Raw genomic sequence first — 26237 nt, 5'->3', positions numbered from 1 at the left:
TCGATGGACATCGCCCCACAACCGCCCGCTCAAGAGCGCAGCGGCCTGCCGAATACTCATAAGCAGCGCCCGAACCGTCAGCGGCACTGCCACGAGCGCAGAAAGGACCGGGGGAGAAGGCTGCCGCGAGGAAGCCCGTCCCCAAGCTTCCGAGACCTGGACCGGCGGGGCGGCCAGGCCACTCGCCCCCCCTTCGAACAACGGTGATCGAGCGTGCACGAGGTCGTCACAGTCGAGGACGAACTGGGCGTCCTTGTCCGGCGTCATCAGCTTCAGCAGTTCGTGCCGCACAGCTGCGAGGCCTGCGCCGGCACGACGCCTCCCTCTGCCAGCGCCGGCAGGTAGGACAGCGTGTTGTTCTACTCGCCATACGTGAACATCTTCGGCGTGGGGAGTGCGAGGAAGCGGTCGAGGAGTTTGCCGTGGTCGGAGAGGTCGACCATGGACTCGGAGATCGCTCTGACCGCTCCGGCACGGACCTTGCGCGGGAGGCTCGACGCATACAGGGCGCTCGCGGAGAAGCGTGACCGCGCGCTGTGCGCGACATCGACCCCACCTCGTACGCCTGCGCCGCGCTGTTCGGCGCGCTGATTACGGCGCTGGCCGCCCTCACCATCAAGATGCGCTCGCCCGCAAAGATCTGACTCACGCGGAGAGGAAGAGACCCTCGCCGAGGAGATGTCTGCGAGACGCCGCTCAGGCCTCGGGGATGTCCCGGTGGAACGACTCGAGGGTGATGATGTCCGGGTCCGGACCGCCGCGCACGCCCGTGTCCAGAGCGTCGATGGCGGCGAGTTCGGCATCACTGAGCTCGAAGTCGAACACGTCGAAGTTCGCGGCGATCCGTTCAGGCTTGACCGACTTCGGGATCGCGGAACGGCCCTCCTGCAGGTGCCAGCGCAGCATCACCTGCGCCGTCGTCTTGCCGTGTGCGGTCGCAATCTCGCCGATGACGGGGTCGTTGAACGTCGACCGGCCGGCGTCGCCGCGGTAGCTGGTGATCCCGCCCATCGGCGACCAGGCCTGGGTGAGGATGCCGTGCTCGGCGTCGGCCTTCTGCACGTCGGGCTGGGAGAAGTACGGATGCCCCTCCACCTGATTCACGGCGGGGACCACGCTGGTCTCGGCCAGCAGACGCTCCAGCACCTCGGGCATGAAGTTGCTGACGCCGATCGCGCGGACCTTCCCGTCGGCGTGGAGAGTCTCCAGCGCCTTGTACGCGCCGATGGTCTTCTCGAAATCGGCGGTCAGCGGCTGGTGCAGCAAGAGCAGGTCGATCTGCTCAACGCCGAGCTTGCCGGCGGACTTGTCGAAGGAGTGCAGGGCCTCGTCATAGCCGTAGTCGCTGATCCACAGCTTGGTCTCGATGAAGACCTCGGACCGGTCGATCCCAGAGGTACGAATGCCTTCGCCGACCTCACGTTCATTGAAGTAGGAGGCGGCGGTGTCGATCAGCCGGTAACCCACACGCAGTGCCTCAGCGACGGTGGCGACGGTTTCCTCGGGTGGGGTCTGGAAGACGCCGAAGCCCAGGGCGGGCATTTCGACGCCGTTGTTCAGGGTGATGTTCATGCCTTCTCCTTGCGTTCGGTCGGTGAAGTCTCAGCGGCGAGGCTGCCCAGCAGTCTCAGGCGTTCCTCGCTCGGGGATCCGGGTTCGGCGGTGTAGCCGAACATGAACCATTCGGGGTTCGCGGGGAAGTCCATGGCCTCGTACACCAACTCGAGGTCGCCGACCTCGGGGTGGTGGATGCGTTTGATCCCGGTGCGGTGGTGCCGGACGTCGTGCGCGGCCCAGCGGACACGGAAATCGTCGCTACGGGTGACGAGCTCACCGATCAGGTCGGTCAGGCGCTTGTCCCGCGGGTTCTGACCGGCGTAGGTGTGCAGGGAGGCGACGATGTCGGACGCGCCCTGCTCCCAGTCGGGGAAGAACACCCGGGCCGCCGGGCTGAAGAAGGTGAACCGGGCAGTGTTGCCCTGGCTTGCCGGGTCCTCCAGCAGGGGCGAGTACAGCGCGCGGCCGACGGCGTTGGCTGCCACGAAGTCCATCCGGCGGTCTCGCACCCACACGGGCATCGCGACCGAGTCGATGAAACGCTGCAGGCTCGGCCGGAACGGCTGCTCGGCCTTCGTCCCGCGCCGGCGGGCCGGCTGCGGACCGGCAGCCTCGGCCAGGGCGTGCAGGTGATCGATCTCGGCTTCGTCCATGCGCAAGGTCCTGGCGACGCTTTCGAGCACCTCGGCGGAGACGCCGCGGAGGTCTCCGCGTTCCATCCGGGCGTAGTACTCGACGCTGACACCGGCAAGCATCGCCACTTCTTCACGCCTGAGGCCAGGGACCCTACGGCGGGTGCCGCCGAGGATCCCGGCCTGCTCCGGAGTGATCCGGTCTCGCCGGGTGCGCAGGAACTCTCCCACCGCATTTCGTTGGTCCATGCCTTCAACGCTACGGCCGGTTTCTACTGCGTGGGAGGAACCGTCAGTGCACCGATAACCGGTCCCTTCTTCGCCGGCATCCGAATTGCTTGCATTGAAGAAAACCCAGATCTCGCACCCGAAAGCCGAGCATGTCCGAGACCACTTCCCCTGTCCGTACGACCGATACCGCCAAGCCGCGCATGTCGCTGGCCGTGGCAATGCTCGGCTTCTTCGTCGTCGCACTCGACGCCCAGATCGTGAACGTCGCACTCCCCCACATCCGGGACGAGCTCGGCGGAGGCCTCTCCGGCCTTCAATGGATCGTCACCGGCTACACGCTGATGTTCTCCGCCCTGCAACTGTTCGGCGGAACCATCTCAGACCGGATCGGTGCCCGCCGGGCCTATGGGATCGGCATGGCCGTGTTCGTCCTCGGCTCGGCGGCCTGCGGCGCAGCCCCCAGCCTGGGCATCCTGATCGCCGGCCGCGTCGTGCAGGGCATCGGGGCTGCGATGATCACCCCCACTTCCCTGGCACTGATCCGCGAAGCATTCCACGACGCGGTGCAGCGCGGACGAGCGATCACCTACTGGGCGCTCGGCGGTTCCGTCGCCGCAGCAGCCGGCCCGGTCTTGGGCTGCGTCCTTACCCAGTTCGGCTGGCGGTGGATCTTCTTCGTCAACCTCCCGGTCGGCGTGATCGCGCTCATAGCGCTCGCCCGAGTCGCCCCCTCCGCACGCCGGATCGCTCCGTTCGACTGGACCGGGCAGATCGCCGCGATCGCCGCACTCGGAGGCCTCACCTACGGCATCATCGAAGGCGGCTCACTCGGCTACGGTTCCCCTGAAGTGCTGGGCGCATTCGCCCTGGCCGTGATCGGCGCTGTCGTCTTCCTATTCGCTCAGGCGCGAGGACGTCACCCGATGATGCCCCTGGACCTGTTCCGCTCCAGCACGGTCTCCGCCGGCCTGGGCATCGCCTTCATCACCATGGCCGCCTTCTACGGGGTCGTCTTCGTCCAGAGCCTCCACTTCCAGGAACAGCGCAGCGTGAACTCGCTGGTCACCGGCCTGCTGTTCCTGCCGATGACCGGGCTCGTGGCACTGCTCAACCCGTTCGTGGGACGCGCCATGGAACGCCTCGGCAAGATCGTCACCACCATCGGCGGCATGGTGCTGATGGCTGCCGGTCTCATCGTTCTGGCGCTTCTGCCCGCGGATGTTCCGATCCTGGCCAGCGCCCTGCTCATGGTCCCGGTCGGCCTGGGAGGCTCCTTCACTGTTCCCCCGCTGACCGCGCTCATCCTGGACCACATCCCCGCCGAAAGGGCCGGCACTGCCAGCGGCGTACTCAACACCGCCCGCCAGATGGGCGGTTCACTCGGCATCGCGATCTTCGGCGCAGTCCTCGCTGTCCAGCCGGCCTTCCAGACCGGGCTCCGCACCGACTACCTCGTCACCGGCGTGCTGCTCATCGTCCTGGCAGCGGGAACGCTCCGCCTCCGGAAAACCGCTTGAGGAGGTGGAGGGCCGACAGATGACCGACCAGACCCGCAGAGCCGTCCTCAGCACGGCCGGAGCGATAACCCATGCGGCAATGACCAGTTGCGCGCCACAGGTCCGACCGGCCACGAGTCCAGACACGACTCCGGCACCGGAAGAAACGCCCGGCATGATTCCCAGCTCGGAGCCCTCCAGCGGGGCGAAGACTCTGCTCGTGTATTTCTCCCGCTCCGGCGAGAACTACTGGGAGGGCGGGCGGCGTGAGCTGGAGGTCGGCAACACCAAAAGGCCGGCACAGCTGATCGCCGCGCGCATCTCCTGCGACGTCTACGAGATCACCGCGGCGGATCCCTACTCGCGAGCGTACGACCCCACCTTCCAGCGCAACGTCCGCGAGCGGAACGCAAACGCCCGCCCGGCCATCCGTGGCGAACTCCCGGGCCTCTCCGGCTACAGCACCGTGCTGCTGGGCAGCCCCGTCTGGAACGTGCGCGCACCAATGATCATGTCCACCTTCATCGAGCGGGTCGGCCTGGCCGGCAAGCGCGTCCTGCCGTTCGTCACCTACGCCGTGTCCGGCATGGCCGGCGTCGACCAGTCGTATCGCGACGCGCTCCGCGCCAGCGATGTGCGAAACGGGCTCGCAGTCCGCGGCGAAGACGTCGACGCACCACGGGCAGCAGGCGACGTCGAGGCATGGCTCCGCGCCAACGCCCTGATGTAGCCCGACCAGCCGCTGAAGGTGGAACTCGTAGTTCCTTTCCTCGTGTGCGCCACTGGTCCGATGGACAAAGCAAATCGCATCAAACCGAAGGAGTCCCCCGTGACTGACACACAGAACAACACCCGCGTCGCAGTGATTACTGGCGCATCCTCCGGCATCGGCGCGGCCACTGCCCGGGCCCTCGCCGCCGACGGCTACAAGGTCGCACTGCTCGCACGCCGACTCGACCGCATCGAAGCCCTCGCCGCCGAACTGGCCAACGGATCGATCGCCATCCAGGCCGACGTCACCGACCGCACCTCCCTTGTCTCGGCCGCGCAACGGGTCCAGGACGAGGTCGGCGGAGCCGAGCAGCGCGCCGAGCATCATCGAGCCCTGGATGGCGGCGACGAGGATCCCGCCGGCGGCCTCGGCCTGGTCGGGGTAGGCCTTCGCGAGCCAGGAGGCCCAGCCCACGCCGACCGATCCCGCGGCGAAGCCCCAGATGGCGACCGATGCCACGGCGGCGACCACCTTGTCGACGTGCCCTCGCCCGTGCCAGGCACTGCTGGGGACTCCCAGGCTTCCAGCCGCCGCGATTACCGTTGAAGCATGGACAATCGAGCCGAGATCCGGGAGTTCCTGGTGACTCGCCGGGCGAAGCTGCGCCCGGAGGACACCGGTCTGCCGGACTTCGGCGGGATGCGCCGCGTGCCCGGCCTGCGCCGCGAGGAAGTCGCCCTGCTGGCCGGAGTCAGCGTCGAGTACTACACGCGCCTCGAGCGCGGCGGTCTGGGCGGTGTCTCCGACAGCGTTCTGGAGGCATTGGTCCGCGCCCTGCACTTGAACGAGGCCGAGCGCGAGCACCTGTTCGACCTCTCCCGCGCCGCTGGCCCTGCGCCGAAGTCTGCGAGGAAGAGGCGCGGTCAGGTCTCCCCCAGCCTGCGGCGGCTGCTGGACGGCATGACGGGCACGCCCGCGTTCATCCGCAACGGCCGCCTGGACATCCTGGCGATCAACGCCCTGGGCCAGATGCTCTACTCCGAAGCGTTCGTCGGCTCCGAGCGGCCGGTCAATCTGGCCCGCTTCTGCTTCCTCGATGACGGCGCGCACCGCCTCTACCCGGACTGGCAGAAGGCGGCCTCGACCTCGGTGGCGCTGCTCCACACGGAAGCGGGACGCGATCCCTCCAACGAACAGCTGACCGAGCTGGTGGGAGAGCTGTCCACCCGGTCCGAGGAGTTCCGGACGCTCTGGGCGCGGCACGACGTGCGGCTGCACCAGAACGGCTACAAGGAGTTCCACCACCCCGCCGTCGGAGACCTTCGCCTCAGCTTCGACGCGCTGAGCCTCCCCGCCGAGCACGGACTCACGCTGACCGCCTACAGCGCCGAGCCGAACACGCCGTCGGAGCCGCGCATGCGCCGCCTCGCCGAACTGACATTCGGCGCGAACGGTCGCGCCGCGGAGGCGCCAGCCGCGACGACCTGAGCCTGGAGCTGGTCGCCGCGCCCGGCCCTCGATCCGATGAAGCGATCGGCGTTCGTCAGTCGAACCGGAGCACGAACTTGCCGACGGCCCGGCCCGATCGCAGGCGGTCTGCTGCCTCCTGGAAGTCCGCAACGTCCACGGCGGAGTCGATGACGGGCCGGATCTCGCCGCGGGCGACGGCGGGCAGCACTTCAGCGCTCAGGCTCTCGAGGATCGGCACGGTCTCCCAGTCGCGGGAGAACCCGAATGAGACGCCGTGGACGGTCAGGTGGCGGTAGGACAGCGCGTCCAGGTCAATCGCGGACGCGGGACCGGCGAGCCGGCCAATGTTGACGACGTGGCCGTCCTCGGCTGTCGCCGGCAGACACTTGGCGAACGTCTCCCCCGCGACGTGGTCGAGGACGACGTCCGCGCCCTTCCCGTCTGTTGCCACGAGGACTGCCTCAGTCAGGTCGTCCTCGCCGACGACGATCACGGCGTCCGCGCCGAGCCCGGTCAACAGGTCAGCCTTGGCGGCGTCTCGCGTGGTCGCGAGGACCCGTGACGCCCCGATGGCCTTGGCGATCTGGATCCCGATCATGCCGATGCCGGTGGTCGCCCCGGTGATGAGCACGCTCTGTCCGGGCCCGAACCCGGCGACCCGCAGCGCGCCGATCTCGGTGAGCAGCGCTGTCGGCAGCGCGCACGCCACCTCTGGGGACAGGTGCTCGGGGCGGGACAGCACGAAACGGTGGTCGACGATCAGGTAGTCGGCGAACGAGGACAGGAAGGTCCCCATCACGAGGTCGCCGACCTTCCAGTCGCCTGCACCGGGGCCGACGGCGGCGATCTCACCCGCGTACTCGTACCCGGCGACGAACTCGTGTCCGTGGCCGCCGCTGCCGGGGTCCGCCTCGGCGAGCATCGGCAGGTCGGCGTTGTTGGTCGCGGCCGCCCGGTTCCGGATCAGCACCTGGCCGGGGCCAGGCTCGGGGATCCGCGCGTCAGCCAGGACCCATTCGGGTCCGCGGCCGGAGATCAGGGCGCGCATGGTCTCGGTCAATGGATCTCCCTTCGTCGTTCGCTGGTCGATGGCGTGCCCCTCACTTGCCGCTGTAGACGGGGAACGCGCTGGAGTCGCCGTAGTCCTGGGCATACAGGTCCTTCAGCGTCGCCATGTCCGCTTCGGAGATCCCGAAGTCGACCTCGGCGTTGGAGCGCATGTGTTGGGGGTTCGCCGTCTTCGGCAGCGAGACTGTGCCCAGCTGGATCGTGTAGCGGATGCACAGCTGCGGGACGGTCACGCCGTACCGCTCGGCCATCGCCGAGACGTCGGCGTTCTTCAGGATCTCGCCGTGCGCGATCGGCGAGTACGCCTCGACGAGGATCTGCCTGCTCTCGCAGTAGGCGATCAGCTCGCTCGGGGTGTTGCCCGCGTGCACCAGCAGCTGGTTCACGTGCGGCGCGACCGTCACGCTCGACAGGATGTTCTCCAGGTCGTGCTGCTGGAAGTTGGAGACGCCGATCGAACGGAGCTTGCCCGCCCTGTGCGCTTCCTCGAGAGCCCTCCATGCCTTCCGGTTGCCCTCGGCGTAGTCGCCGCCGCGGAAGTCGTCCCACGGCTGCGGGCTGTGGATGAGCATCAGGTCGACGTAGTCCAGGCCCATCGTCTCAAGCGACCCGTCGATCGCGGCGACCGCCTGGTCGTAGTCCTTGATCTCGGCGGCCAGCTTGGTCGACACGAACAGCTCGTCCCGTGCGATGCCGGCGGTACGCACGCCTTCGCCGACGCCGCGCTCGTTGCCGTAGGCCTGAGCGGTGTCGATGTTGCGGTAGCCGATCTCGATCGCCGAGCGGACGGCCCCGGCGGCCTTGTCGTCGTCGATGAACCAGGTGCCCAGCCCCAGCTTGGGGATCAGGACGCCGTTGGACAGGGTGTAGGTCTCGTTCAGGATGGTCATGCGGTCTCTCCGTTCTTCGGCAGCGCCCCGTACACCTCGTCGGTGACCGGCTCGAGCCATTCGTTGCTGACGCCCTCGCCGGGCGTGATGAAGGCCACGTGGGAGAACCACGCGTCCGCCTTCGCGCCGTGCCAGTGCTTCGTCCCAGCGGGGACGCGGATCACGGTGCCCGGCTCCATGCTCACGGGCTGCTCGCCCTCGGCCTGGTACCAGCCGGACCCCGCAGTGCACATCAGGATCTGGTCACCGCCGCCGTTCTCGCCGTGGTGGATGTGCCAGTTGTTCCGGCAGCCCGGCTCGAAGCTCACGTTGCTCACCGGGACGCTCCCCGGCGCGAGCGGAGCCAGGTAGCTCTGCCCGATGAAGTACTGCGCGTAGGCGTCGTTGGGCTCCCCGAGCGGGAAGATCTGGTCGAACTCGTTGTCTGTCACTCTTCGTTCTCTCTCGTGTCGTGCACCCTTCTGGGTGCTGTGTTCTGCTGAGCCGCGGGCTCATGCGTCCAGCTGGCGAGGATGCTCAGCCGTTCGGCGGTCGCCGACCCCGGCTCGGCCGTGCAGACCCGTAGCGTGAGCGCGCCGTCCGCGGTCGGGGCCAGGTCCTCGCGGATCAGCTCCAGCTCCCCGACCAGCGGGTGGTCGACGAGCAGCCGCGGCGGATGGCACGCGCACATCCGCTTGGCCGACCAGCGGGACCGGAACGGCGCGCTGGTCGTCGAGAGCTCGCCGACAAGCCGGTGCAGCGCGCGGTCATGCGGGTTCTGCTCGGCCGCTTCGCGCAGCCGGTGGACCTGCTCGTCGGCGACCCGGTCCCACTCGGGGAAGAACGCCGTCGACGCCTCCTCGTCCAGGAAGAGGAACCGCGCCAGGTTGGCCCGGCCGTCCTGGAGCACGGGTGACAGCAGCGCCCGGCCGATCGGGTTCGTCGCCACGACGTCCAGCCGCTCGGTCAGGACCTGCGCCGGCGCGTCGATCGCGTCCAGCGCAGCGCGCAGCCCGGCGCGCAGCCGGACGGGCCGCGCCCGACCGGCGGCGCTGCTGGTTCCGCGATCACTCATGGCATCGAGTCAAGGCGCTTCCCGGCCACGGTGCCAGACCCTGCCGGTACCCCCTCACGACCGGGACTCCCACACGCGAGCGATCAGCAGTTGCATGGAAACCACGACGGGAACTGCCGCCACGGATGGATATGGAGCGATCATGAGCGTCAACGAGAAGAGCACCGGTTGGACCGGCGGGAAGAACGCTTTCGGCGACTTCGCCCCCGGCATGGTCCACTACACCGACCAGGTCCTCTTCGACGAGGTCTGGCAGCGCGACGACCTGTCCAAGCGCGACCGCAGCCTCATCACCGTCGCAGCACTCACCGCGATGGGCAAGACGGACCAGCTGAAGTTCCACCTCGCCCACGCCCGCCACAACGGCGTCACCGACGAGGAGCTGCAGGAGGCCCTGCTGCACCTGGCGTTCTACACCGGCTGGCCCAACGGCATGGGGGCGATGACCGTGCTCAAGGGCATCGTCGAGGGCGGGGAGTGAGCCTTCCCCGCGTGAGAGGCGCAACGGGCCCGGCTGATCGATCGGGCGCGGCAGGCCGTGCGACGCCGGGACGGGCGACCACAACCCTGGTGGCCTGCACCCTGGTGTTCTTCGTGATCACCCTGGACGCGGTGATCGTCAACGTCGCTCTGCCCAGTATCCGCGCCGAGCTGGGCGGCGGCATCGGCGATCTGCAATGGATCGTCGACGGCTACACCCTCATGTTCGCCGCGCTGCTGCTGTCCTGCGGGTCGCTGTCGGACCGGATCGGCGCGAAGCGGATGCTGCTGGCGGGGATGGCGGTGTTCGTTCTGGCGTCGGTCGCCTGCGGCGTCGCGCCGAGCATGCCCGTGCTCATCGCGTCGCGGTTCGTGCAGGGCGCGGCAGCCGCCGCGATGATGCCGGCCTCGATGGCGCTGCTGAACCACGCCCACCCGGACCCGAGGCTGCGGACCCGTGCGGTGGCGATCTGGGCCATGGGCGGCGCGATCGCCTCCACCTCCGGCCCCGTGCTCGGCGGCCTGCTCACCATGGCCAGCTGGCGGCTGATCTTCTTCGTCAACGCCCCCGTCGGGCTGATCGCCCTGTATCTGATCGCGCGGGCGATCTCAGCCCCAAGGCACACATCGCCGGTCGACTGGGCCGGGCAGATCACCGGGGTCCTGGCGATGGCAGGGCTCACGTTCGGCGTGATCGACGCCGGCGAGGCCGGTTTCGCCGCTCCTCAGGTCGTGATCGCCCTGGCGGTCGCGGTCGTCGCTGCCGCCGCATTCGCGGTGATCCAGCGCCGGGCGCGGCACCCCATGGTGCCGTCGGACCTGTTCCGCGACCGCAACGCCGGGATCAGCGTGCTGATCGGGTTCGCGTTCATGGTTGGCTACTACGGCCTGCCGTTCGTGATGAGCCTGACGCTGCAGCAACACCACGGCCTGACCGCGTTGGGGACCGGGCTGGTGTTCCTACCGATGATGGTCGCCGGGCTCTGCCTCACCCCCTTCACGCCACGCATCGCCGAATACATCGGCCAGAAGGCCCTCATCGTCGCCGGCCTGGCCTCGATGGCTGCCGGGCTGGTGCTGCTCGCGGCGCTCCCCTCAGCGCCTCTGTGGCTGATCGCGGCCCTGATGGTGCTGGCCGGGCTCGCCGGTCCCTTCGTCATGCCGCCCACCACCACGATCCTGCTGAACAGCGTCCCCGCCCGCCGCAGCGGCATCGCCTCCGGCGTCTTCAACACCAGCCGCCAGGTCGGCGGAGCGCTGGCCGTCGCGGTCTTCGGTCTCATGCTCAGCAGCCTGGCCTACCCGGCCGGCGAGACGGCAGCCCTGCTCACCGCGGCAGGCGTCTCCATCATCACCGCCGGAGCGGCACTGCTGCTGCGGCCCCGGACGCACACGACGTGACCAGACGACCAGCGGTCAGGCGGGCTCATCGAACCGTCCACGCCGAAAGGAACCCATGGACATCCGGATCATCACCGCCACCACGGCACTGGCCGGGACCCTGAACGACAGCGCCGCGGCGCGCGACCTCGCCTCGGCGCTGCCTCTCCCCCTGCCCCTGTCCGATTTCCACGGCACCGAGAAGATCGCCGACCTGCCTGGACGACTGACCACCGAGGGCTCAGCCAGCGCGGCCGCGGCGGAGGCCGGCGACATCGCCTACTACGCCCCCTGGGGCAACCTCGCGATCTTCTACCGCGACTTCCAGCGCTCCGCCGGGCTCGTCATCCTCGGGCGCATCAACGCATCGCACAAGAGACATCGCACTGAGCCGGCTCCGCCCGATGACTTCGATCGCCTCGCGATTCCATCTGCGGCACCTGCCCTCCGGGGGGGAAGAACAGGTGCTGCGCAGCGCGACCGCCGACCTGGCCTCTCTCATTGAGAAGGGCAAGCCCATCAACCGCGGCCAGGTGGCGCAGATCCTCAAGACCGCGTCCGGCGGCGGCGCCCCGTTCCCCGGCCACATCGAGGCCCTCTCATGGGCGCTGAGCGAGCACGGGGACGGGGCCGCGGAGCTGCTGCGCGGCCTTCTCGACGGCCTCGACACCGCGATCCGGGAGCACGACGCCGCCAAACAGATGGGAGTAGAGCGCTCGGCGGCCACCAGCCGTCGAATCCCCAGCGAACTCCGGCGCCTGGTCCTGGCCGCCGCCGACGGCGATCACGGCGTCCTCGCCGAGCAGACCAGCCCGCGAGGAACAGTAACGCCGCGCCCTCCCCGACCTCTTGGCCGCGGAGGGCAGGGCCGCGACGTCATCAGTCACAGCCAGATCCTCGACCACGCCGGACCGCTTGTCGATGGGCCTGGTCCCGGCACAGCGGCTTCCTCAACGGCAACGGAAAACTGCCCCGGGTAGCTCTAGGCATCCACGTCGGGGCAGATGCCGTCAGTCATGGCGGAACCAGGGCTGTGAGCGGGCCTGGTCACCTGATCTGTGCGCTGCCGCAGGTGAATGTTGTGTCCTGCAGGAGTCGGTCGGCCAATGAACGTCTCGGGTTGGCACCACCCGGCGCACATACCAGTCCGACAGGGTCTGGCGACGGTGGCCAGGACGGCCGCCGTCGCCACGGATGTCCTGGCCCGGTCAGTCCTTTCCGGCGGTGGCTATCCGGCCGGCGTAGCGCTGCGTCCAGATGGTGTCGGTGTTGACGGTGACGACTACATCGTAGTAGCCCTCCTGGGTCGGCCACATGACGACGTGCGTCTCGCCTCCGTCCACCGTGACGTTCTGGGTACGGCCGGCGTAGTCGTTAGCGGTGAGCGTGTAGCGCACCGGTTTGGTGCCGTCGTTGTGCAGCTTGAGCTTCACCCGACCCTCGTGCGTGGTGCCGCCCTTCAGCAGGTCGACCTCGACGTGCGGGAGGCCGCCGTCCGTCTGTCCGGCGGGCGCGACCTGGCCGGCGAAGGAGCGCACAAAGCCGTCGTTGGAGTAGATCGAGAAGGCGTACTTGCCGTCGGTGGCCTTGGTGTCCCAGATGTACTCGCGCGGCTTGCGCTCGGTGACGGTCAACGGCGTGTTGGAGAACGCCTGGTACTTGTCGGGGAAGACCTGGAAGCACACAGCCTTGTCCTTCGGGCCGCCGGTCAGGGTCATTCTGGCGGTGACCGTCCCCGACGCGGGGTCCTCCGAGATCGTGGCGTGCGGATGGAAGCTCAGCGGGCGCGGTTTCATGTGGTCGGCGGCGATCGACACCGGCTGCTCGCCGAGCGGGTCCGGGAAGGTGGCCGACCCCGGTTGCGGATGGGCGAAGTCGAGCGCGCTGGTCAGGTCGCCCGCGATCGAGCGCCGCCAGTCGGTGATGTTGGGGCAACGGAACGGCTTGCCGAGGTGGGCCGCCCAGGTCTCGAGGAACGTGATCGTCGAGGTGTGGTCGAAGACTTCCGAGGCGACGTACCCGCCGCGGGTCCACGGAGACACCAGCAGCATCGGCACCCGCGGACCGAAGCCGAGCGGGTAGGCGCCGACGTACTCGCCTGCTGTGCCCGGCTCAGGCCACGGCGGCAGCACGTGGTCGAACTTCCCGTCGTTCTCGTCGTAGTTGAGGATGAAGAGGGTGTGGTTCCAGATATCGAGGTTGCTCTGCAGGATGTCGAGCACCTTCTTGACGTAGCGCTCGCCGTGCAGGGTGTCCGCGCCCGGGTGCTCGGACCAGCCGTAGGGCGCCACGATCCAGGAGACTGCCGGCAGCGGGTGTTCCGCGCCCGGTTGGCAGGCGTCACGGAGGTTTTTGAGGACCGCGTCGAGGTTCGCGTCGGAGTCGTTGTTCGGCGAGGTCATGCCGGAGTAGTACGTGGCGTTGCCGCGCCAGATCAGCCCGGTGCCGGGCCGCAGCTTCGGGTCGTCGGCGCTCAGCCCCTGCGGGTCGAACCCCTTGAAGTACTTCAGCTCGTTGTCGCCGTAGTCGCCGACCCAGGTGCTGATGTAACCCTGTCGCCCGTTGCCGCTGTTGTCGGAGTAGAGCCGCCAGTCGATGCCGACCTGCTGGAGCTGCTCGGCCACCGTGATCCAGGGACGAGAGTAGTTGGACTCATCGGTGTTGCCCGTCTCGCTGTTGGCGGTACCGCTCCAGAGGTACTTTCGGTTGGGGTCGGTCGGCCCGAACTCGGAGCAGAAGTTCTGGTCGGCGATGGTGTACTGGGCGGCGAGCGAGTGGTAGAAGCCCATGTAGGCATCGCTGTGGTAGTTCATGCAGCTCGCGCCGTTGTGCTGCACCCACAGATCCCACTTGCGATGGTCGACGTCGCCCCAGGCTCCGTGGTCGTTGCCCCAGGTTCCGTCGTCGGCCTGCGGGGTTACGACGTTGCCGTTGCGGTCCTTCTGCTGGAAGACGGTGGTGCCGTCCTGGAACCGCAGCGCCTGCTTGTCGTTGAAGCCGCGTACGCCGGGGAACGTGCCGAAGTAGTGGTCCGTGGAGCGGTTCTCCTGCATCAGGATCACGACATGCTTCAGGTCGGACATGTTGCCGTTGAAGCCCTTTGGCAAGACGTATTTGGGCTTCGGAGCGGCGGCGTACGCGCCGCCCGCGCCGGCGGTCCCGCCGAGCACCAGCGTCCCGGCGGCGATCCCCGCGCCCTGGAGGAACCGACGGCGGGTGGCGCCGACCGTGGCTGCGGTGCTGCCGCCGAGCTCAGACTCGGGCGTTGGGGTGGTCGGATCAGGGGTCATGGAAGCTCCTCACATGGGCATGGACAGTCGGGGATGGGAGCTGCGCTCGCTCATCGAAGGGAGTGGACGCGAACTCTGTGTGGACTCCGGCCGAGGGATGATCAGCAGGACATCGGGGTTGTCGGCCTGCGCCCCCGGGGGCTGGGGCGCAGTGAAGTTGGAGCCTTAGTTCGCGAAGAGGTTCTCCAGCGAGCCGGACGTCCGGGGCGAGCAGGTGTTCTCCACGCAGCCGAGGTGCCACAACCGCTCGATCGTTGCGAGCACCGTGTAGTGGTCGGCCGGCTTGTCGGAGATCTTGTGCGGACCGGCCTGGGAGTTGATGACGAGCAGGGGGGCGTCCCCGCCGCCGAGCACCTTGCCGCCCTCTCCCACCGGGCTGCCCGGCCCGCCGGAGTAGCCGGAGTAGTCGTTCTCGTCCCAGGCGATGACGATGCTGGAGTTGGACGTCTGCCATGTCCTGGACTTCATGATCTTGGAGACCGTGTCCTTGAGGAACTGGTCGCCCAGCTTGATCGCGCCGTGGTCCGGGCCTGAAGCGGGGTAGCCGCAGGCAGGCAGGCCGATCAGGCTTGCGCTGCTCGGCGATACGCCGTGCATGTCGTGGCACTGGTCGGGGCTGATCCAGTTGAAGGCGGGAACGGTGCCCGCGGCCAGGTCCGCGTCGAAGTTCTTCTCGAACGGGACGACCCGCTGGAGCCTGGGGTTGCCCGGCGAGTTGACGTCCGAGAAGTACATGAACGGGTTGTGCTTCTGCGCGTACAGGTTCACCGTGGTGCCGTTGACTGTCGGCGCGTACTCGCCCTCGTAGCCGGCCTCCGGCATGGACTGCATATATGCCTTCCAGGAGAGGTGCTTCGCCTCCAACTGGTCGACGAGATTCTTGCCGGAAAACATGTGCGGCGTCTTGCTCGCGCTGGCCACTTGCGCCGGCGTCAGCGACGCGGAGTCGGTTGAGTCACCCGAACCCGGCACGAACTCCTCCGGCGCACAGGTGACGTTCGCCCCCGCCTTGCAGTCGTCCCAGATGCCCTGGGACGAACCGGAGAACATGGACAGGTAGTTGGGCAGGCTCGGGTGGGTGACCCCGTGGAAGTTGGTCGCCACGTTGTAGCGGGAGGTCAACTGGTTGATGTAGGGAGCATCGGCCTTGTTGCCGATGATCTGGGAGGACCCGTGGTTCTCCATCATGATGTAGAAGATGTGCTTCGGGGCGCCCTCGGAAGTCCCCGCTTGTGCGGGTGCCGCGGAGGCCGATCCAGCGACGACGCTACTCGCCGCGGCCACGGCTGCGGCGGCTCCCAGAGCGATCTTCCGGCTTACGGCTGCTTTTGTGCCCATGTCTGTTTCTCCTGTGTGTCAAGGCCGGGTGGCGGATTGGCAAGGCTTGCCCGACCAGGGTGAGGCGCCGTGAGAGAACGGGGAGTGAGTCTCGCGGCAAGATCGACTAATTGCAGAAGCTCGTCAGTTCTGGGTTCTGCGGTTGTCCAGGTAGGTGCCTCGCCGCGACCAACACCTTCGCCCTCCTGCGCCTGCTACCGATGAGCAGTGACTCTGCTGTGCAATCCGAGTACGCAGGCAGCGAGTTGGTGGCTGAGTCGGGTGAGTCTCTGGTGCCCCTGTGGGCCCTGTCCGGGTTGCTGTCGGGCCCACAGGGAAACGTTCAGTTCAGCCGCTGATGCCAGATGGCGTCAGTCCCCGGGACGGTCCCAGATGTCGTTGATGGGCTGGGCGTACAGGTCGTTCTTGGTGAGGCTGGGCAGGTGCAGGGCTGCTTCGATGGTGCGCAGCATGTTGTAGTGCGTGTAGCGGGCGGCGGTGGTGCTGCCTGCCTTGACGCCCTGCGAGCCGAGAACGAGGGTGGGGACGCTCTGGAGGTGCTGCTGGCCGTCGGCGGCGTCCTCGTCCCAGGTGAGGATGAGCAGCGAGCGCTGGTTCTTCCATGCCGGGGAGTTGAAGATGGTCGGCAGCGTCTGGGAGAGCCAGGTGTCGCCGGCGGTGGTGCCGCAGCCTTCCATGTCGTAGCAGTCGTCGGCGCTGAGCCAGGAGAACGTCGGAGTGGTTTGCGTCTTCTGCAGGTCGGTGCTCATCTGCGTGAGCGGCAGCAAGTGCGTCTTGCAGTTGGCGGGGTTGTCCTTGATGTCCTTGAAGAAATACCAGGGCTGGTCGTCGATGCTGTAGGCGCCGTGGCTGGCGGTGTCGCACGGCCCGTTGGCGTTCTGCATGTAGCCGCGCCAGTCGCCGCCGTGTTTGGTGACCAGGTCACCGATGTGCGGGGCGTCGACAGTGCTGGAGAACGGGGTGTTGCCGTTGACGTCGAACAGGCTGCCCCCGGCAGCGGCGACGTAGTTGGGGTCGCTGGGGTGTACCTCGCCCATGGCGCCGGTGAGATTGGCGGCCTTGGGAACCAGGCTGTTGATGTAGGGGGCGGCCTTGTTGCCGATGATGCCGCTGTAGTCCCGGTTCTCCATCATGACGTAGAAGACGTGGTCGTAGCCGGGCACCTGGGCCTTGGGCGGAGTGGCCGGGTGGGGGGCCGGTACTGGTGCGGAGATCTTCAGCGAGAGGTTGTCGACATAGCCCTGGCCGTGGCCGAGGCGGTCGTACGGCTGCGGTCCGGTGATGGTCATCACCGTGCGGACCTTACGGGTGCCGGCCGGGAGCTTGCCCAGGGCCTGTTCGGGGAGAAGCTCGGTGGTGTACTTGCGTGTCTCGGGGGTGACCGGCCCCAGCGTCGCTGATCCGAGTGCGGTGCCATGGGCGTCCAGGAAGGTGCTGGTGACGGTGGCGTTGTCGGTGATTGCTCCGGTGCCGCCGAGCCAGCCGGTGAGGTTGTAGGTGACGTTTCCGCGGTCAATGCGCTCTGCGGCGTCCGAGACGTCGGCAGTCTGGGTGCCGGTGCTGACGCCGCCGCCACCGCCGGAGAAGAAGTTCTTGCCCCGGTTCTTCGGGCCGGGGCCGGCCAGGGTCGGGTAGTCGTGGATGCCCTCGCCGCCCTTCGCGCCGTAGGCGGTGGCGTTGAGCAAGCCGGAGGCCTTCCAGCCGGGGACGGTGTTGGTGTCCACGCCGACCTGGCTTCCTCCACCCTGTTCGGCGTCACCGTTGACGATCAGGTTCGGCCCGGTGCCCGTGTCGGGTTCGGGTAGGGGGCCGGTCGGAGGCTGCGGCGCCGGAGCGGGCTTGACGGTGAGCTCGACGGGGCCGGCCAGGTGGGTGTAGCCGTTGGCGTGGAAGAGGTAGACGTCGTAGGCGCCCGGGGCCAGCGTGTAGGTGTCGAAGGTGACCGAACCGTTGGTGTCCGGCGTGTATCGCCAGACCGCGTAGCTGTTCGAGCCCTTCGGGTAGATCCCGACCCAGTTCGAGGGGCTGAGATCGGTTGCGGACGCCGAGTAGTTGACCGTGAACGTTCCGCCCTGGACGACCGTGGAAGTCTCCAGAGACAAGGACGTCGTACTCGACTGGGCAGACGAACTCTGCGCTGACGCTGAGGGGAGCGGTGCGGACATCGCCTGGGAGGCTCCGGTCACCAGGAGCGAAATCGCCGCCCCGAGGACCAGGCTGGACCGGACACGACGAGCCACCCACATCGAAGTGGGCACAACTTGTCTGAACATGTTGGGGAATTTAGCCGCGTCTCAAGGCTTCGGAAGCGTGGCCGCACAACATACGAATGAATGATCGGTCAAGCCCGTGCAAGGTCGCCCAAGGTTGTGTCAAGTGATGTCATCCAGCGCCTGCGCCGAGTTGGTGTTCAGCACATCGCAGAACGGTGTATGGACGAGAGCTGGCGGAGAGGTACCGGACGTCCTGGACGGCGCGTTGGGCGACCGCTAGGTCCCACAGTGCCGGCACGTGTTCGCCGCGCTGCGGCTGCGATGGACCCAGGCCCAGTGAAGAAGCCCTCAGCCTTCGCAATCTCGTCTTCTGGCGGCAGTTCACCCTTCATAAGCTGCTGCATCCAGTTCTCCTTGCCGATGCGGCGCAGAAGCTCATCTTCGCAGCTGCGGACTTTCGCAACGGAGCAGATGCGCGAGTTCGAGCGGCACGTGCAGGCGAGCACCCGACTCAACCACTGGTTCCGGGCTGGACCGCGACGGCCGAGAGGATGAACGACAAATTGCATGAATTTATTGAGATAGCCCGAGCGGTGACCGCTGTGGACTAGATGAAGTACCAAGTCACTAATGTGACTGAGTTTTCTAGGGGCGGGATCGCCAACTGGTCGGACTCCGTGATGTCCACCTCGCCGAGCAGCGCGCGGGCCTGCGGCACTATTCGTTGCCACGCTTCGAGGAGCTGGGCGGGGATCGGTTCGCTGTCGTCGGCCGCGGCTTCGGCGGCTTCTAGTACTCCAGCTGTAGATCGTGATCTTGCTGGTGGGGCTGTTCCGAGAGATTGAGTGGGTCCACCGTTGATCACCGTGAGGTACGTGGTCTGACGAGATGGTGGCCGCTGGCCACAGCGCAGATCCCGAATGTCGCTGACAAGGGGTCCGGACCTGCCCTCGGACCGGACCCCTCAGTGCGTGCTACTCCTCGCTAGGCCGCTTGGCCCGCCGGGTGGAAGTTGATGCGTTCACGGGTGACGGGGAAGCCGGCCTTGGCAAAGTTCGCGGCCATGGGGAAGTTGCCCTGGTCCGTTGCTCCGCTGACGAACTCCGCGCCCTGCTCGACGAGGAGGTGGGTGCACTCCGCGAGCAGGTCGTAGGCATAGCCGCGACCGCGCTGTTCCGGGACGACTCCGATGAAGCCGATGGTCGGGCCGGAAGGGTTGTGGGCCGGGATGTGGATGCCGGCCAGGTCGCCCTCTGGCGTGTACGCCATCTGCCACCACTCCCGTGGGGAGGGGCACCAGTGGAAGAAGTCGAGTTCCTCCTGGGCGGCCTGGCCGAGGTCGCCCTCCTCGATGGCTTTGAGCGCGTGGGCGTCCAGGGTGGCGGAGTGGATGCGGCGCAACGCGTCGAAGAACACGGTGTCGTCGGGTTCGGCGCTGAAGCGCAGGCGTCCGGGGCGCTCGGGCAGACCTTGCTCCGGGGTCCAGCGGTACAGGAAGCGTTCCACCAGGAGTTCGTACCCTGCGGCTCGTGCGGCGGCGAAGCGCGCTCCGGCGGCGGCGCGCAGGTCGGTCTTTTCCCGCCAGCCGCCGGGCAGGTTGATCTCGAGTTCGACCTGCCATGGAGCGGAGCGCAGGAGTTCGGCCCCGGCCTCCTCCTCGCCTTCGGCCACGTCGAACCAGTTGATGTTGGCGGGCTCCGAGTCGTCGGGGCCGCCCCACCATGCACCGCGTGCGACGACCTCGCCGTCGCGCAGGGCGACGCGCTTCCAGTCGGGGCGGAACCGGGTACGCCGATGGCCTTCACCGGCGCCCAGGGGGTCGGGGAGTGCGTCGAAGAGATGAGCGTCGCTCGCGGAGAGCGCGCGGATGACCAGATCGGTCATGGATTCCTCCGGGATACAGGCTGCTTGGAGCGCTCCCGGTCAGAACTCACGTGCCACGCCGGGACAGCGGAAGAGGGAGCGCTGGAAAGGTGTGAACTGCACGGCACTCGCCTCCTTCCGTTCGTCTCAGGGCGTGAAGCCACACAGTATGTGATCTTCAGTGGGGCTGGCCACAGATTTCCTTACGCCCTGACCCGCGATTGATGTGGTCAAGCGTTCCCGTGTCGGTGGAGTTCGAGCGCCAGGCCATGCACCGGATTCCCCGGACCATGCACGACCCAGCGGGGCTTCGCCAGCGTTCACCAGCCAGCAGATCAATGGACTTCCGGCCGAGTCAGTCCGCGAACGACACGGCTCGGCGGTCCAGGTTCAGTGGCAGGACCTGGTTTGCAGGTGGCCCGGGCGTCGAACCTCGTGCCCCGGTGCGAGCCAGTGATAATGAGGCCACCGGTGATCATCGGTGTGTGAAGACAGAAGATCAGTCGGTGGTCGCAGGTCACAGCATAGATCCTGCCCGCTGGCAGGAAGCGTTCGAGGTCCTGATGGGCCGTATAGCGGGCCGGTTCGCGCGGGTGGAACCACGGCGCCGGGCACGGCCGTTCGTGCTCGGGTTGTTGTCGGATCTGCCGCGCAAGAACTGCTGGACGCTCGCCGAGAATGCCGGGGACGCGACCCCGCACGGTCTGCAGCACCTGCTGTCGCGGGCCAGGTGGGACGCGGACGCGGTACGTGAAGACATCCGCAGCTTCGTCGTCGAGCACCTGCACCACGAGGATGCGGTGCTGGTCGTGGATGAGACCGGCGACCTGAAGTAGGGCACGCACACGGTGGGCGTGCAGCGCCAGTACACCGGCACCGCCGGACGCATCGAGAACAGCCAGGTCGCCGTCTACCTCGCGTACTCCACCCCGCTCGGACACGCGGCCATCGACCGGGAGCTGTATCTCCCGCGCTCCTGGACCGAGGACACCGCCCGCTGCCGGGCCGCCGGAATCCCCGACAGCGTCGCCTTCGCCACGAAACCGCCCTCGCCGCCCGCATGATCGGCCGCGCACTGGACGCCGGCGTCTGCGCGTCCTGGGTAGCCGGTGATGAGGTCTACGGAGGCAACCCGCACTTGCGGACCGCGCTGGAACAACGGCAGGTCGGCTATGTACTCGCCGTCGCCTGTGACCACCAGATCACCACCCTGGCAGGCACGTTCCGCGCCGATGCCCTGGCCAAGAAGCTGCCGAAGAGGGCCTGGCAGAAACTCTCCGCCGGAGCCGGAGCCAAGGGGCACCGCTTCTACGACTGGGCCCTGGCCGACCTCGCCGACGACCGCCCCGGCCACCACCAGCTGCTCGTACGCCGCAACCGGCGAACTCGCCTTCTACCGCTGCTACTCAGCCACCCAGGTGCCGCTGTCCACCCTGGCGCGGGTCGCCGGACGCCGATGGACTGTCGAGGAGACCTTCCAGTCCGGCAAGGGCCTGGCCGGACTGGATGAACACCAGGTCCGGCGCTGGGCGTCCTGGCACCGCTGGGTCACCCTCGCGATGCTCGCTCATGCCTTGCTCGCCGTCGTCCGCGCCGACGAACACGCGCGTCACCCGAAGCCGGAGGGGCTGATACCGCTCGCCTGCAACGAGATCCAGCGCCTGTTCATCGCGCTCGACGTCCGGCTCGTCCACGACGCGGCTCACCGGCTCGACTGGTCCCACTGGCGACGCCGCCACCAGGCCCGATCCCGGGCCAGCCACTACCAGCGACAAGCCGCCCAGACATGAAGATCACGATCTACAGCTGGAGTACTAGGACGTTGTCCCAGGACTGCCCCTCGTCGCGGCTCACGAAGCAGATGTCGTAGCTCATCGCGGGATCGTTGAGCCAGTGGCTTTCGCTGTGAGCGACAGAGCCCCGGGCTCACCTGCCGGGGGAACGGAAGGTGACTTGCCGACGGGCGGCCTCGTCGATCTCGTCGAGGGTGAGGAGAGGGGTGGCCCGGGTGTGGAGGGCTCCGCTGGCCTTGACGGTGAGGCTGACGGCGGCCATGGAGGCCGGGTCGGGGAAGTCGACGATAAGCACGATGTCGTCCTCCCCGAAGGCGAAGTACATGGCCTCGACCTGCCCGCCGAGGTTGGTGACGACCTGGTCAACGGCGGCGCGACGGCCACTCGCGCCTTCCTTGAGCAGCCCCTTGGTGCCCTCGGGCGTGTAGGTGGCCTGGATGAGGAACTTCGGCATACGGATGCTTCCTGCCCATCGTTTGTCCGGTGTCGAATGAATTTCCCGCTGCCACATCGGCCAATACGCGCGGAACGGCTGCGTTCACTCGTTAGAACCTAAACTTTCCGCTGACCGCGGCATCATGAATCGCAGTGGTGGCTCTGTCTGCTGATGGCGGGGTGACAACCGGCCCCGCCCGGGCCGCCGGCACGGGCTCGATGGCAGCGGAGGGCCCGGCGGCCAGCACGGCCGGCCCCTTCCGGCCGTGTTCATCCGTGCCCTCGGACATCCACCCACCACTATGGAAGGAGTCATCCGATTCGCCTGGAGGCTTTGCATGCGCCGTGATGGTTTTCCTGCCCCAGATTCCGGGCTCCTCCTGACTCACTTTCTGACGGTGGCCGACGTAGCCCGATCTCGCGCCTTCTACACCGACGTTCTCGGCGGTGAGGTGGTGCTCGAAGAGAACCCCTGCACCATCAAGCTCGGCAACGGATGGATCATCATGAACCCGGGCGGCGGCCCCACCCCGGACAAGCCAGACGTCACCCTGCGCCCGCCCACCGACCCGAGCACGGTCAGCAGCTTCCTCAACCTCCGTGTCGCCGACATCGAGGCATGTCACCGGGAGTGGACTGCGAAGGGCGCCGAATTCCTCACGCCACCTATCGATCGCAAGGCCGAGCTGCGGTGCTATTTGCGGGACCCGGACGGCTATCTCATCGAAGTCGGGCAGGCCACCGGCATGTTGAAGGGCGTCTACGCCGACCCGCCCGCCGGTACGAGCTAGTGCTGTGACCGCATAGGTTCGCCAGGTTCGTGGGACCGGCGGTTGGATGTGCGGTGACGTCCGATCCGACCGCTGGAGGCGCGGTGGCCGAGCCTGTCCGGGTGTGCAGACTGACCGACCAGGAGGGGCAGAAGCTGCAGCAGATCGTGTGCCGGGGCAGCACCAGTTCGGTGCGCAACGGCGGGCGATGATGCTGCTCTCTCCGCCGGCAGGAACCGGGTGCCGTTGATCGTGAAGCTGGTGCAGGCCGACGAGGACACCGTCCGGGATGTGATCCACCGATTCAACGAGATCGGACTGGCCTGTCTGGACCCTCGGTGAGCGGGAGGCCGTCCCCGCCTGCTCAACCGTGACGACGAGGGCTTCGTCGTGGCGACGGCCGCCGCAGCCGGGGCTACGCGGTGGCTCACCGACCAGGTGGCAGCCAGCGACCGTCCCCTGCACCCCGGTGCGGCCGAGCTGGTTGTGCGCGGCCGCGACGGCCGCGTAGGCGCGGGCAAGGTGATGTTCGCGGGTGTGCCAGTTGGTGGAAGCGAGGGCCGCGGTGAGGACCGGGATGAGGGCGGGCGCCTGTGAGGTGCGGCCGAAGGCGCTGCCGATCCATTTGCTGTAGGGCGGGTAGCGGCGGTCCATGAGCAGGCAGAGCCTCATCAGATCGCGGACCAGGCGGGCGGCGACGATGGCGGAGCCGAGTTCGTCGCCATCCTCGGGTGCGCGCGGTGTCCAGCAGCCGGGCGAAGCTGGCTCGTTCGGGGGCAACACGCCTCTCGCCCTGCGGGAAGTCACGTCGCAGGCTGGGATCTCTGTGCGTGAGGACGTCGAGGAGGCGAGCTTCGGCGCAGCTGCCGATGCCGATTAGCGCCATGCCGTATGCACCGTGCTGCTCACAGATCTGCGTCCCAGTGACCCTTTTGTAGCCCTGGGCGCCGATACGGATGATCGCGGCCTCGTCCTCGATCAAGGCGAGCACGGCGGCGATGGCCCGCTCATGACGCTCGCGGTCGACTTCGGCGAGCTGCCCACCGGCACTCACGACGCCGGCACGACGGCGCTGCCTACGCCCCCACCCGTACCCGTCACGCCTCGCGGCCTCCACCAACTCACCTACCTCGATGGATAGTTAACGTGACCGCCGAGGTCTTGAGCCCCTGCTGAAGGAGGAATAGCATCCGGCGCGATCGATCTTGGAAGGGGTCGAAGTGCCGCACACAAAACGCGTAAGACCGGCGCTGATCACAGCGCTGATACCGATAGTGGTGCTCGGCATCGCCGCGCAGCCGGCGATGGGGCAGGTGCCCGTGCCACCGCCGATCAAGACCTACGAGGGGGATCCCGGCCGGCTCGGCGACGCGGCGAGCTGGCGTACCCCTGAGTTCGACCGGGACGCCGGCCTGGCGTCGATGGGAGCCGAATTCGCCTACGCCGCAGGCTACTCCGGCACCGGGATGAACATCGGCGTCGTCGACTCGGGCGTCTTCGCCGGGCACGTGAGGGAGCACGGAAGCCTGGACACGAACTACACGGTCGGGGACCGCTACTTCTCGGTGGAGGCCCAGGGCGGCCGGACTGGCCCCACGCCGGGGTTCTACGACCCGGCGTTCAACGACAGTCACGGCACCCACGTCACCGGGACCATCGGTGCGAGCCGCGACGGCGTCGGCGAGACGCAACCGGCCGGGCCGGATGCCAACATGCACGGCGTCGCGTTCAACAGCAACGTGTACATGGGCAACACCGGCAGGACGGACGGCGTGCTCTACGGTCTCCTGCCGCCGAACGCGACCGCCAAGCAGACGCCGGACGACGCCTACATCGGCAATGTCTACCGGGCCGTGAACTCCGCCAAGACAGCGAACGGCGAGCCCGTCAGGATCATCACCAGCAGTTGGGGCAGCCAGCCCAACACGGAAAACTACAACACGTATGACACGCCGTCCGGCAGCCCGGCGGGCTTCGGCCTGAACACGGCATGGCGCCTCTGGTCCACTCCGGACGGCGTCGTCGACGCGAACGGCAGCGGCGCCCGCTGGCTGAACGGTGCCATCGAGGCCGCGCGTACCGGCACGGTCATCCAGTTCACCGCCGGTAACAGCGGCTACGTGAACCCGTCGCCGCGAGGCGCGGCTCCGTACTTCATGCCCGAACTGGAGGGCAGCTGGTACACGACGTCGGGGATCAACCCCACCCTGGGGCGCACGTTCAACCCTGACGGCTCCGTTCTGGTCCCCGGCCAGCAGACGTTCAACCAGTGCGGCGTGGCGAAGTGGTCCTGCGTAACGGCGCCGGCCAACAGCATCAACAGCACGACCGTGTCGGTCGTCGACGGCGTGCCGGAGCCCCGTTACGGCAGTGCTTCGGGGACGTCGATGGCCGGCCCGCACTCGGCGGCCGCACTGTCGTTGATCATGCAGCGCTTCCCGTACATGACCAACGAGCAGGCGCTCTACACGATGTTCACCACCGGGCGGCAGAACAACACGATCAATGACGCGGCGGGCAACGCCGTACTGAACCCCGCCGGCGGCCGGATCGTGCAGGTGCCGGACAGCCGCAACGGCTGGGGCACGGTCAGCCTGCGGGAGGCCATGAACGGCCCGGGACAGTTCCTGGGGCCGTTCGTCGTCGACACGCAGGGGCGCGACGACGTGTGGTCGAACGACATCTCGGACGTCGCGATCCGGGCCCGCCGGCATGAGGACGCCACCGAGGCGGACGCCTGGGCGGCGACCAAGGCCGCCAAGGGCTGGAACAAGGGCCTGCCGGCCGGCGCGAGCGACGCCGACAAGTCGGACTACGCCATCGGGGTCCGCCGCGAGCAGGCCCGTGAGGCCCGCGCCTACGAGGGCAGCCTCACGAAGCGTGGCGCCGGCACCTTGTTCCTCACCGGCAGCGACACCTGGCACGGGACGAGCACCGTCCTCGACGGCACACTCTCGGTCGTCGGCTCGCACGCCAGCGGTGTCGACGTGCGCGGCGGAGCGCTCGGCGGCAGCGGCACCGTGCAGGGCAGCGTCGACGTCGGCGGCGGCGTGCTGCGGCCCGGTCTCACGGCCGACGAGGCCGCGCAGATCACCAGTGCTTCCGGCGCCGCGGGCAATGTCCTGAACGTCGGCGGGAACGCGACCATCGGCAAGCAGGGTCGCGTTGCCGTCACGATCTCCGGCGACCGGGACTACACGAGCGTCCGGGCGGCGGGAAACCTGGTGCTCGACGGTGAGCTGGCCCTGGACGTGCGGGGCAAGCTGACACCGGGCACCGCGTTCACGATCATGAGCGGTAGCTCGATCAAGGGCGCCTTCCACGCACTGCCGGAGAACCGGGTCCTGAACGTGGGCGGTTACCTGTTCCGGGTGTCCTACAAGAACAACAGCGTGACGCTGACCGTCATGGACGCGGTGCCGAACAACGGGCAGTAAGCCGTGAGCCGTCAACCCAACTCGGCTCTGACTACTGAGAAGAGTCCGCTTCGCCCGTTTTGATCACGGCGGGCCGGGAGAGGGAAACCCAGACGAGCACGGCACGTGTGGATCACGAAGGTGTCTAC

22 protein-coding genes and 3 pseudogenes are annotated in these 26237 nt (G+C 67.8%); 13 read left to right on the top strand and 12 right to left on the bottom strand.

The window, feature by feature from the left end:
* Window positions 1-696: 696 nt before the first annotated feature.
* Together ABZ893_RS07675 and ABZ893_RS07670 are read right to left on the bottom strand one after the other, a co-directional pair.
* On the bottom strand, window positions 697-1572 hold the full coding sequence (locus ABZ893_RS07675) for an aldo/keto reductase (protein WP_361398395.1): 876 nt from the start codon (window positions 1570-1572) through the stop codon (window positions 697-699).
* Window positions 1569-2438, bottom strand: coding sequence for a helix-turn-helix transcriptional regulator (locus ABZ893_RS07670; RefSeq protein ID WP_361398392.1), 870 nt, complete (start codon window positions 2436-2438; stop codon window positions 1569-1571). The genes ABZ893_RS07675 and ABZ893_RS07670 overlap by 4 nt, the downstream gene beginning before the upstream one ends.
* A gap of 131 nt (window positions 2439-2569) precedes the next feature.
* On the opposite strand from ABZ893_RS07670, the gene ABZ893_RS07665 reads away from it, so the two are divergent.
* The 4 genes from ABZ893_RS07665 (at window position 2570) to ABZ893_RS07650 (ending at window position 6116) form a co-directional block, all read left to right on the top strand.
* On the top strand, window positions 2570-3937 hold the full coding sequence (locus ABZ893_RS07665) for an MFS transporter (protein WP_361398390.1): 1368 nt from the start codon (window positions 2570-2572) through the stop codon (window positions 3935-3937).
* Between the two features lie 154 nt (window positions 3938-4091).
* Window positions 4092-4646: a flavodoxin gene (locus ABZ893_RS07660; protein ID WP_361398388.1), complete on the top strand. Its 555-nt coding sequence runs from the start codon at window positions 4092-4094 to the stop codon at window positions 4644-4646.
* Window positions 4647-4745: 99 nt separating this feature from the next.
* Window positions 4746-5234, top strand: a complete 489-nt coding sequence (locus ABZ893_RS07655; protein WP_361398385.1) for an SDR family NAD(P)-dependent oxidoreductase — start codon at window positions 4746-4748, stop codon at window positions 5232-5234.
* 3 nt (window positions 5235-5237) lie between these two features.
* Window positions 5238-6116, top strand: a complete 879-nt coding sequence (locus tag ABZ893_RS07650) for a helix-turn-helix transcriptional regulator (protein ID WP_361398382.1) — start codon at window positions 5238-5240, stop codon at window positions 6114-6116.
* Window positions 6117-6171: 55 nt separating this feature from the next.
* On the opposite strand, the gene ABZ893_RS07645 is transcribed toward ABZ893_RS07650, so the two are convergent.
* From ABZ893_RS07645 to ABZ893_RS07630, 4 genes are read right to left on the bottom strand one after another with little or no spacing between them, the layout of a single operon-like run.
* Entirely contained in the window at window positions 6172-7158 is a 987-nt protein-coding gene (locus ABZ893_RS07645) for a zinc-binding dehydrogenase (RefSeq protein ID WP_361398379.1), read from the bottom strand.
* A 40-nt stretch (window positions 7159-7198) separates the two neighbouring features.
* Window positions 7199-8056 (bottom strand): aldo/keto reductase, encoded by an 858-nt coding sequence (locus ABZ893_RS07640; RefSeq protein ID WP_361398377.1) that lies wholly within the window; start codon window positions 8054-8056, stop codon window positions 7199-7201.
* Complete coding sequence (locus ABZ893_RS07635) at window positions 8053-8487, bottom strand: cupin domain-containing protein (protein ID WP_361398374.1); 435 nt, start codon at window positions 8485-8487, stop codon at window positions 8053-8055. The genes ABZ893_RS07640 and ABZ893_RS07635 overlap by 4 nt, the downstream gene beginning before the upstream one ends.
* A complete protein-coding gene (locus tag ABZ893_RS07630; RefSeq protein WP_361398370.1) occupies window positions 8484-9110 on the bottom strand; it encodes a hypothetical protein in 627 nt (208 codons plus the stop codon). Before ABZ893_RS07630 ends, ABZ893_RS07635 begins: the two co-directional genes overlap by 4 nt.
* Window positions 9111-9252: 142 nt before the next feature.
* Here ABZ893_RS07630 and ABZ893_RS07625 point away from each other — a divergent pair, with 142 nt between their 5' ends.
* The 4 genes from ABZ893_RS07625 (at window position 9253) to ABZ893_RS07610 (ending at window position 11950) form a co-directional block, all read left to right on the top strand.
* A complete protein-coding gene (locus ABZ893_RS07625) occupies window positions 9253-9591 on the top strand; it encodes a carboxymuconolactone decarboxylase family protein (RefSeq protein ID WP_361398367.1) in 339 nt (112 codons plus the stop codon).
* 89 nt (window positions 9592-9680) lie between these two features.
* Window positions 9681-10991 (top strand): MFS transporter, encoded by a 1311-nt coding sequence (locus tag ABZ893_RS07620; protein ID WP_361398364.1) that lies wholly within the window; start codon window positions 9681-9683, stop codon window positions 10989-10991.
* Window positions 10992-11046: 55 nt separating this feature from the next.
* On the top strand, window positions 11047-11475 hold the full coding sequence (locus ABZ893_RS07615) for a cyclophilin-like fold protein (protein WP_361398361.1): 429 nt from the start codon (window positions 11047-11049) through the stop codon (window positions 11473-11475).
* Window positions 11435-11950, top strand: a complete 516-nt coding sequence (locus ABZ893_RS07610; protein ID WP_361398358.1) for a hypothetical protein — start codon at window positions 11435-11437, stop codon at window positions 11948-11950. The genes ABZ893_RS07615 and ABZ893_RS07610 overlap by 41 nt, the downstream gene beginning before the upstream one ends.
* A gap of 228 nt (window positions 11951-12178) precedes the next feature.
* On the opposite strand, the gene ABZ893_RS07605 is transcribed toward ABZ893_RS07610, so the two are convergent.
* The 4 genes from ABZ893_RS07605 to ABZ893_RS07590 all read right to left on the bottom strand — a co-directional run bounded on the left by ABZ893_RS07605 (window position 12179) and on the right by ABZ893_RS07590 (window position 19695).
* Complete coding sequence (locus ABZ893_RS07605; protein ID WP_361398356.1) at window positions 12179-14260, bottom strand: alkaline phosphatase family protein; 2082 nt, start codon at window positions 14258-14260, stop codon at window positions 12179-12181.
* Window positions 14261-14425: 165 nt separating this feature from the next.
* The gene (locus tag ABZ893_RS07600) at window positions 14426-15598 is read right to left on the bottom strand and encodes an alkaline phosphatase family protein (protein ID WP_361398354.1); all 1173 of its coding nucleotides are present in this window, start codon (window positions 15596-15598) and stop codon (window positions 14426-14428) included.
* 350 nt (window positions 15599-15948) lie between these two features.
* On the bottom strand, window positions 15949-17700 hold the full coding sequence (locus ABZ893_RS07595) for an alkaline phosphatase family protein (RefSeq protein ID WP_361398351.1): 1752 nt from the start codon (window positions 17698-17700) through the stop codon (window positions 15949-15951).
* 1095 nt (window positions 17701-18795) lie between these two features.
* Window positions 18796-19695, bottom strand: coding sequence for a GNAT family N-acetyltransferase (locus ABZ893_RS07590; RefSeq protein ID WP_361398348.1), 900 nt, complete (start codon window positions 19693-19695; stop codon window positions 18796-18798).
* Window positions 19696-20237: 542 nt separating this feature from the next.
* On the opposite strand from ABZ893_RS07590, the pseudogene ABZ893_RS07585 reads away from it, so the two are divergent.
* Window positions 20238-21464: pseudogene (locus tag ABZ893_RS07585) on the top strand (IS701 family transposase).
* Between the two features lie 136 nt (window positions 21465-21600).
* Here ABZ893_RS07585 and ABZ893_RS07580 read toward each other — a convergent pair.
* A complete protein-coding gene (locus ABZ893_RS07580) occupies window positions 21601-21921 on the bottom strand; it encodes a GYD domain-containing protein (protein ID WP_361398346.1) in 321 nt (106 codons plus the stop codon).
* Window positions 21922-22240: 319 nt separating this feature from the next.
* On the opposite strand from ABZ893_RS07580, the gene ABZ893_RS07575 reads away from it, so the two are divergent.
* Both ABZ893_RS07575 and ABZ893_RS07570 read left to right on the top strand, forming a co-directional pair.
* Entirely contained in the window at window positions 22241-22693 is a 453-nt protein-coding gene (locus tag ABZ893_RS07575) for a VOC family protein (RefSeq protein WP_361398343.1), read from the top strand.
* An 83-nt stretch (window positions 22694-22776) separates the two neighbouring features.
* Window positions 22777-23074: pseudogene (locus tag ABZ893_RS07570) on the top strand (helix-turn-helix domain-containing protein); the annotation flags it as partial.
* Between the two features lie 72 nt (window positions 23075-23146).
* On the opposite strand, the pseudogene ABZ893_RS07565 reads toward ABZ893_RS07570, so the two are convergent.
* A pseudogene (locus ABZ893_RS07565) lies at window positions 23147-23401 on the bottom strand (DUF4037 domain-containing protein); the annotation flags it as partial.
* A 169-nt stretch (window positions 23402-23570) separates the two neighbouring features.
* Here ABZ893_RS07565 and ABZ893_RS07560 point away from each other — a divergent pair.
* Window positions 23571-23813 (top strand): hypothetical protein, encoded by a 243-nt coding sequence (locus ABZ893_RS07560; protein WP_361398340.1) that lies wholly within the window; start codon window positions 23571-23573, stop codon window positions 23811-23813.
* A 79-nt stretch (window positions 23814-23892) separates the two neighbouring features.
* Window positions 23893-26109 carry a S8 family serine peptidase gene (locus ABZ893_RS07555; protein WP_361398338.1) on the top strand — a complete coding sequence of 739 codons (2217 nt, stop codon included), beginning with the start codon at window positions 23893-23895 and terminating at the stop codon, window positions 26107-26109.
* Window positions 26110-26237: the final 128 nt, after the last annotated feature.

The organism is Streptomyces sp. NPDC046821, assembly GCF_040645335.1.
GTDB lineage: Bacteria > Actinomycetota > Actinomycetes > Streptomycetales > Streptomycetaceae > Streptomyces.
This window is presented reverse-complemented; position numbering and strand designations above follow the sequence as displayed.

Bases quoted from the DNA above. Each gene is read 5' to 3' on its own strand.
- ABZ893_RS07615 (WP_361398361.1), top strand. From the start codon at position 11,047: ATGGACATCCGGATCATCACCGCCACCACGGCACTGGCCGGGACCCTG.
- ABZ893_RS07640 (WP_361398377.1), bottom strand. From the start codon at position 8,056: ATGACCATCCTGAACGAGACCTACACCCTGTCCAACGGCGTCCTGATC.
- ABZ893_RS07590 (WP_361398348.1), bottom strand. From the start codon at position 19,695: ATGACCGATCTGGTCATCCGCGCGCTCTCCGCGAGCGACGCTCATCTC.
- ABZ893_RS07630 (WP_361398370.1), bottom strand. From the start codon at position 9,110: ATGAGTGATCGCGGAACCAGCAGCGCCGCCGGTCGGGCGCGGCCCGTC.
- ABZ893_RS07625 (WP_361398367.1), top strand. From the start codon at position 9,253: ATGAGCGTCAACGAGAAGAGCACCGGTTGGACCGGCGGGAAGAACGCT.
- ABZ893_RS07665 (WP_361398390.1), top strand. From the start codon at position 2,570: ATGTCCGAGACCACTTCCCCTGTCCGTACGACCGATACCGCCAAGCCG.
- ABZ893_RS07580 (WP_361398346.1), bottom strand. From the start codon at position 21,921: ATGCCGAAGTTCCTCATCCAGGCCACCTACACGCCCGAGGGCACCAAG.
- ABZ893_RS07650 (WP_361398382.1), top strand. From the start codon at position 5,238: ATGGACAATCGAGCCGAGATCCGGGAGTTCCTGGTGACTCGCCGGGCG.
- ABZ893_RS07660 (WP_361398388.1), top strand. From the start codon at position 4,092: ATGATTCCCAGCTCGGAGCCCTCCAGCGGGGCGAAGACTCTGCTCGTG.
- ABZ893_RS07675 (WP_361398395.1), bottom strand. From the start codon at position 1,572: ATGAACATCACCCTGAACAACGGCGTCGAAATGCCCGCCCTGGGCTTC.
- ABZ893_RS07605 (WP_361398356.1), bottom strand. From the start codon at position 14,260: ATGACCCCTGATCCGACCACCCCAACGCCCGAGTCTGAGCTCGGCGGC.
- ABZ893_RS07575 (WP_361398343.1), top strand. From the start codon at position 22,241: ATGCGCCGTGATGGTTTTCCTGCCCCAGATTCCGGGCTCCTCCTGACT.
- ABZ893_RS07600 (WP_361398354.1), bottom strand. From the start codon at position 15,598: ATGGGCACAAAAGCAGCCGTAAGCCGGAAGATCGCTCTGGGAGCCGCC.
- ABZ893_RS07670 (WP_361398392.1), bottom strand. From the start codon at position 2,438: ATGGACCAACGAAATGCGGTGGGAGAGTTCCTGCGCACCCGGCGAGAC.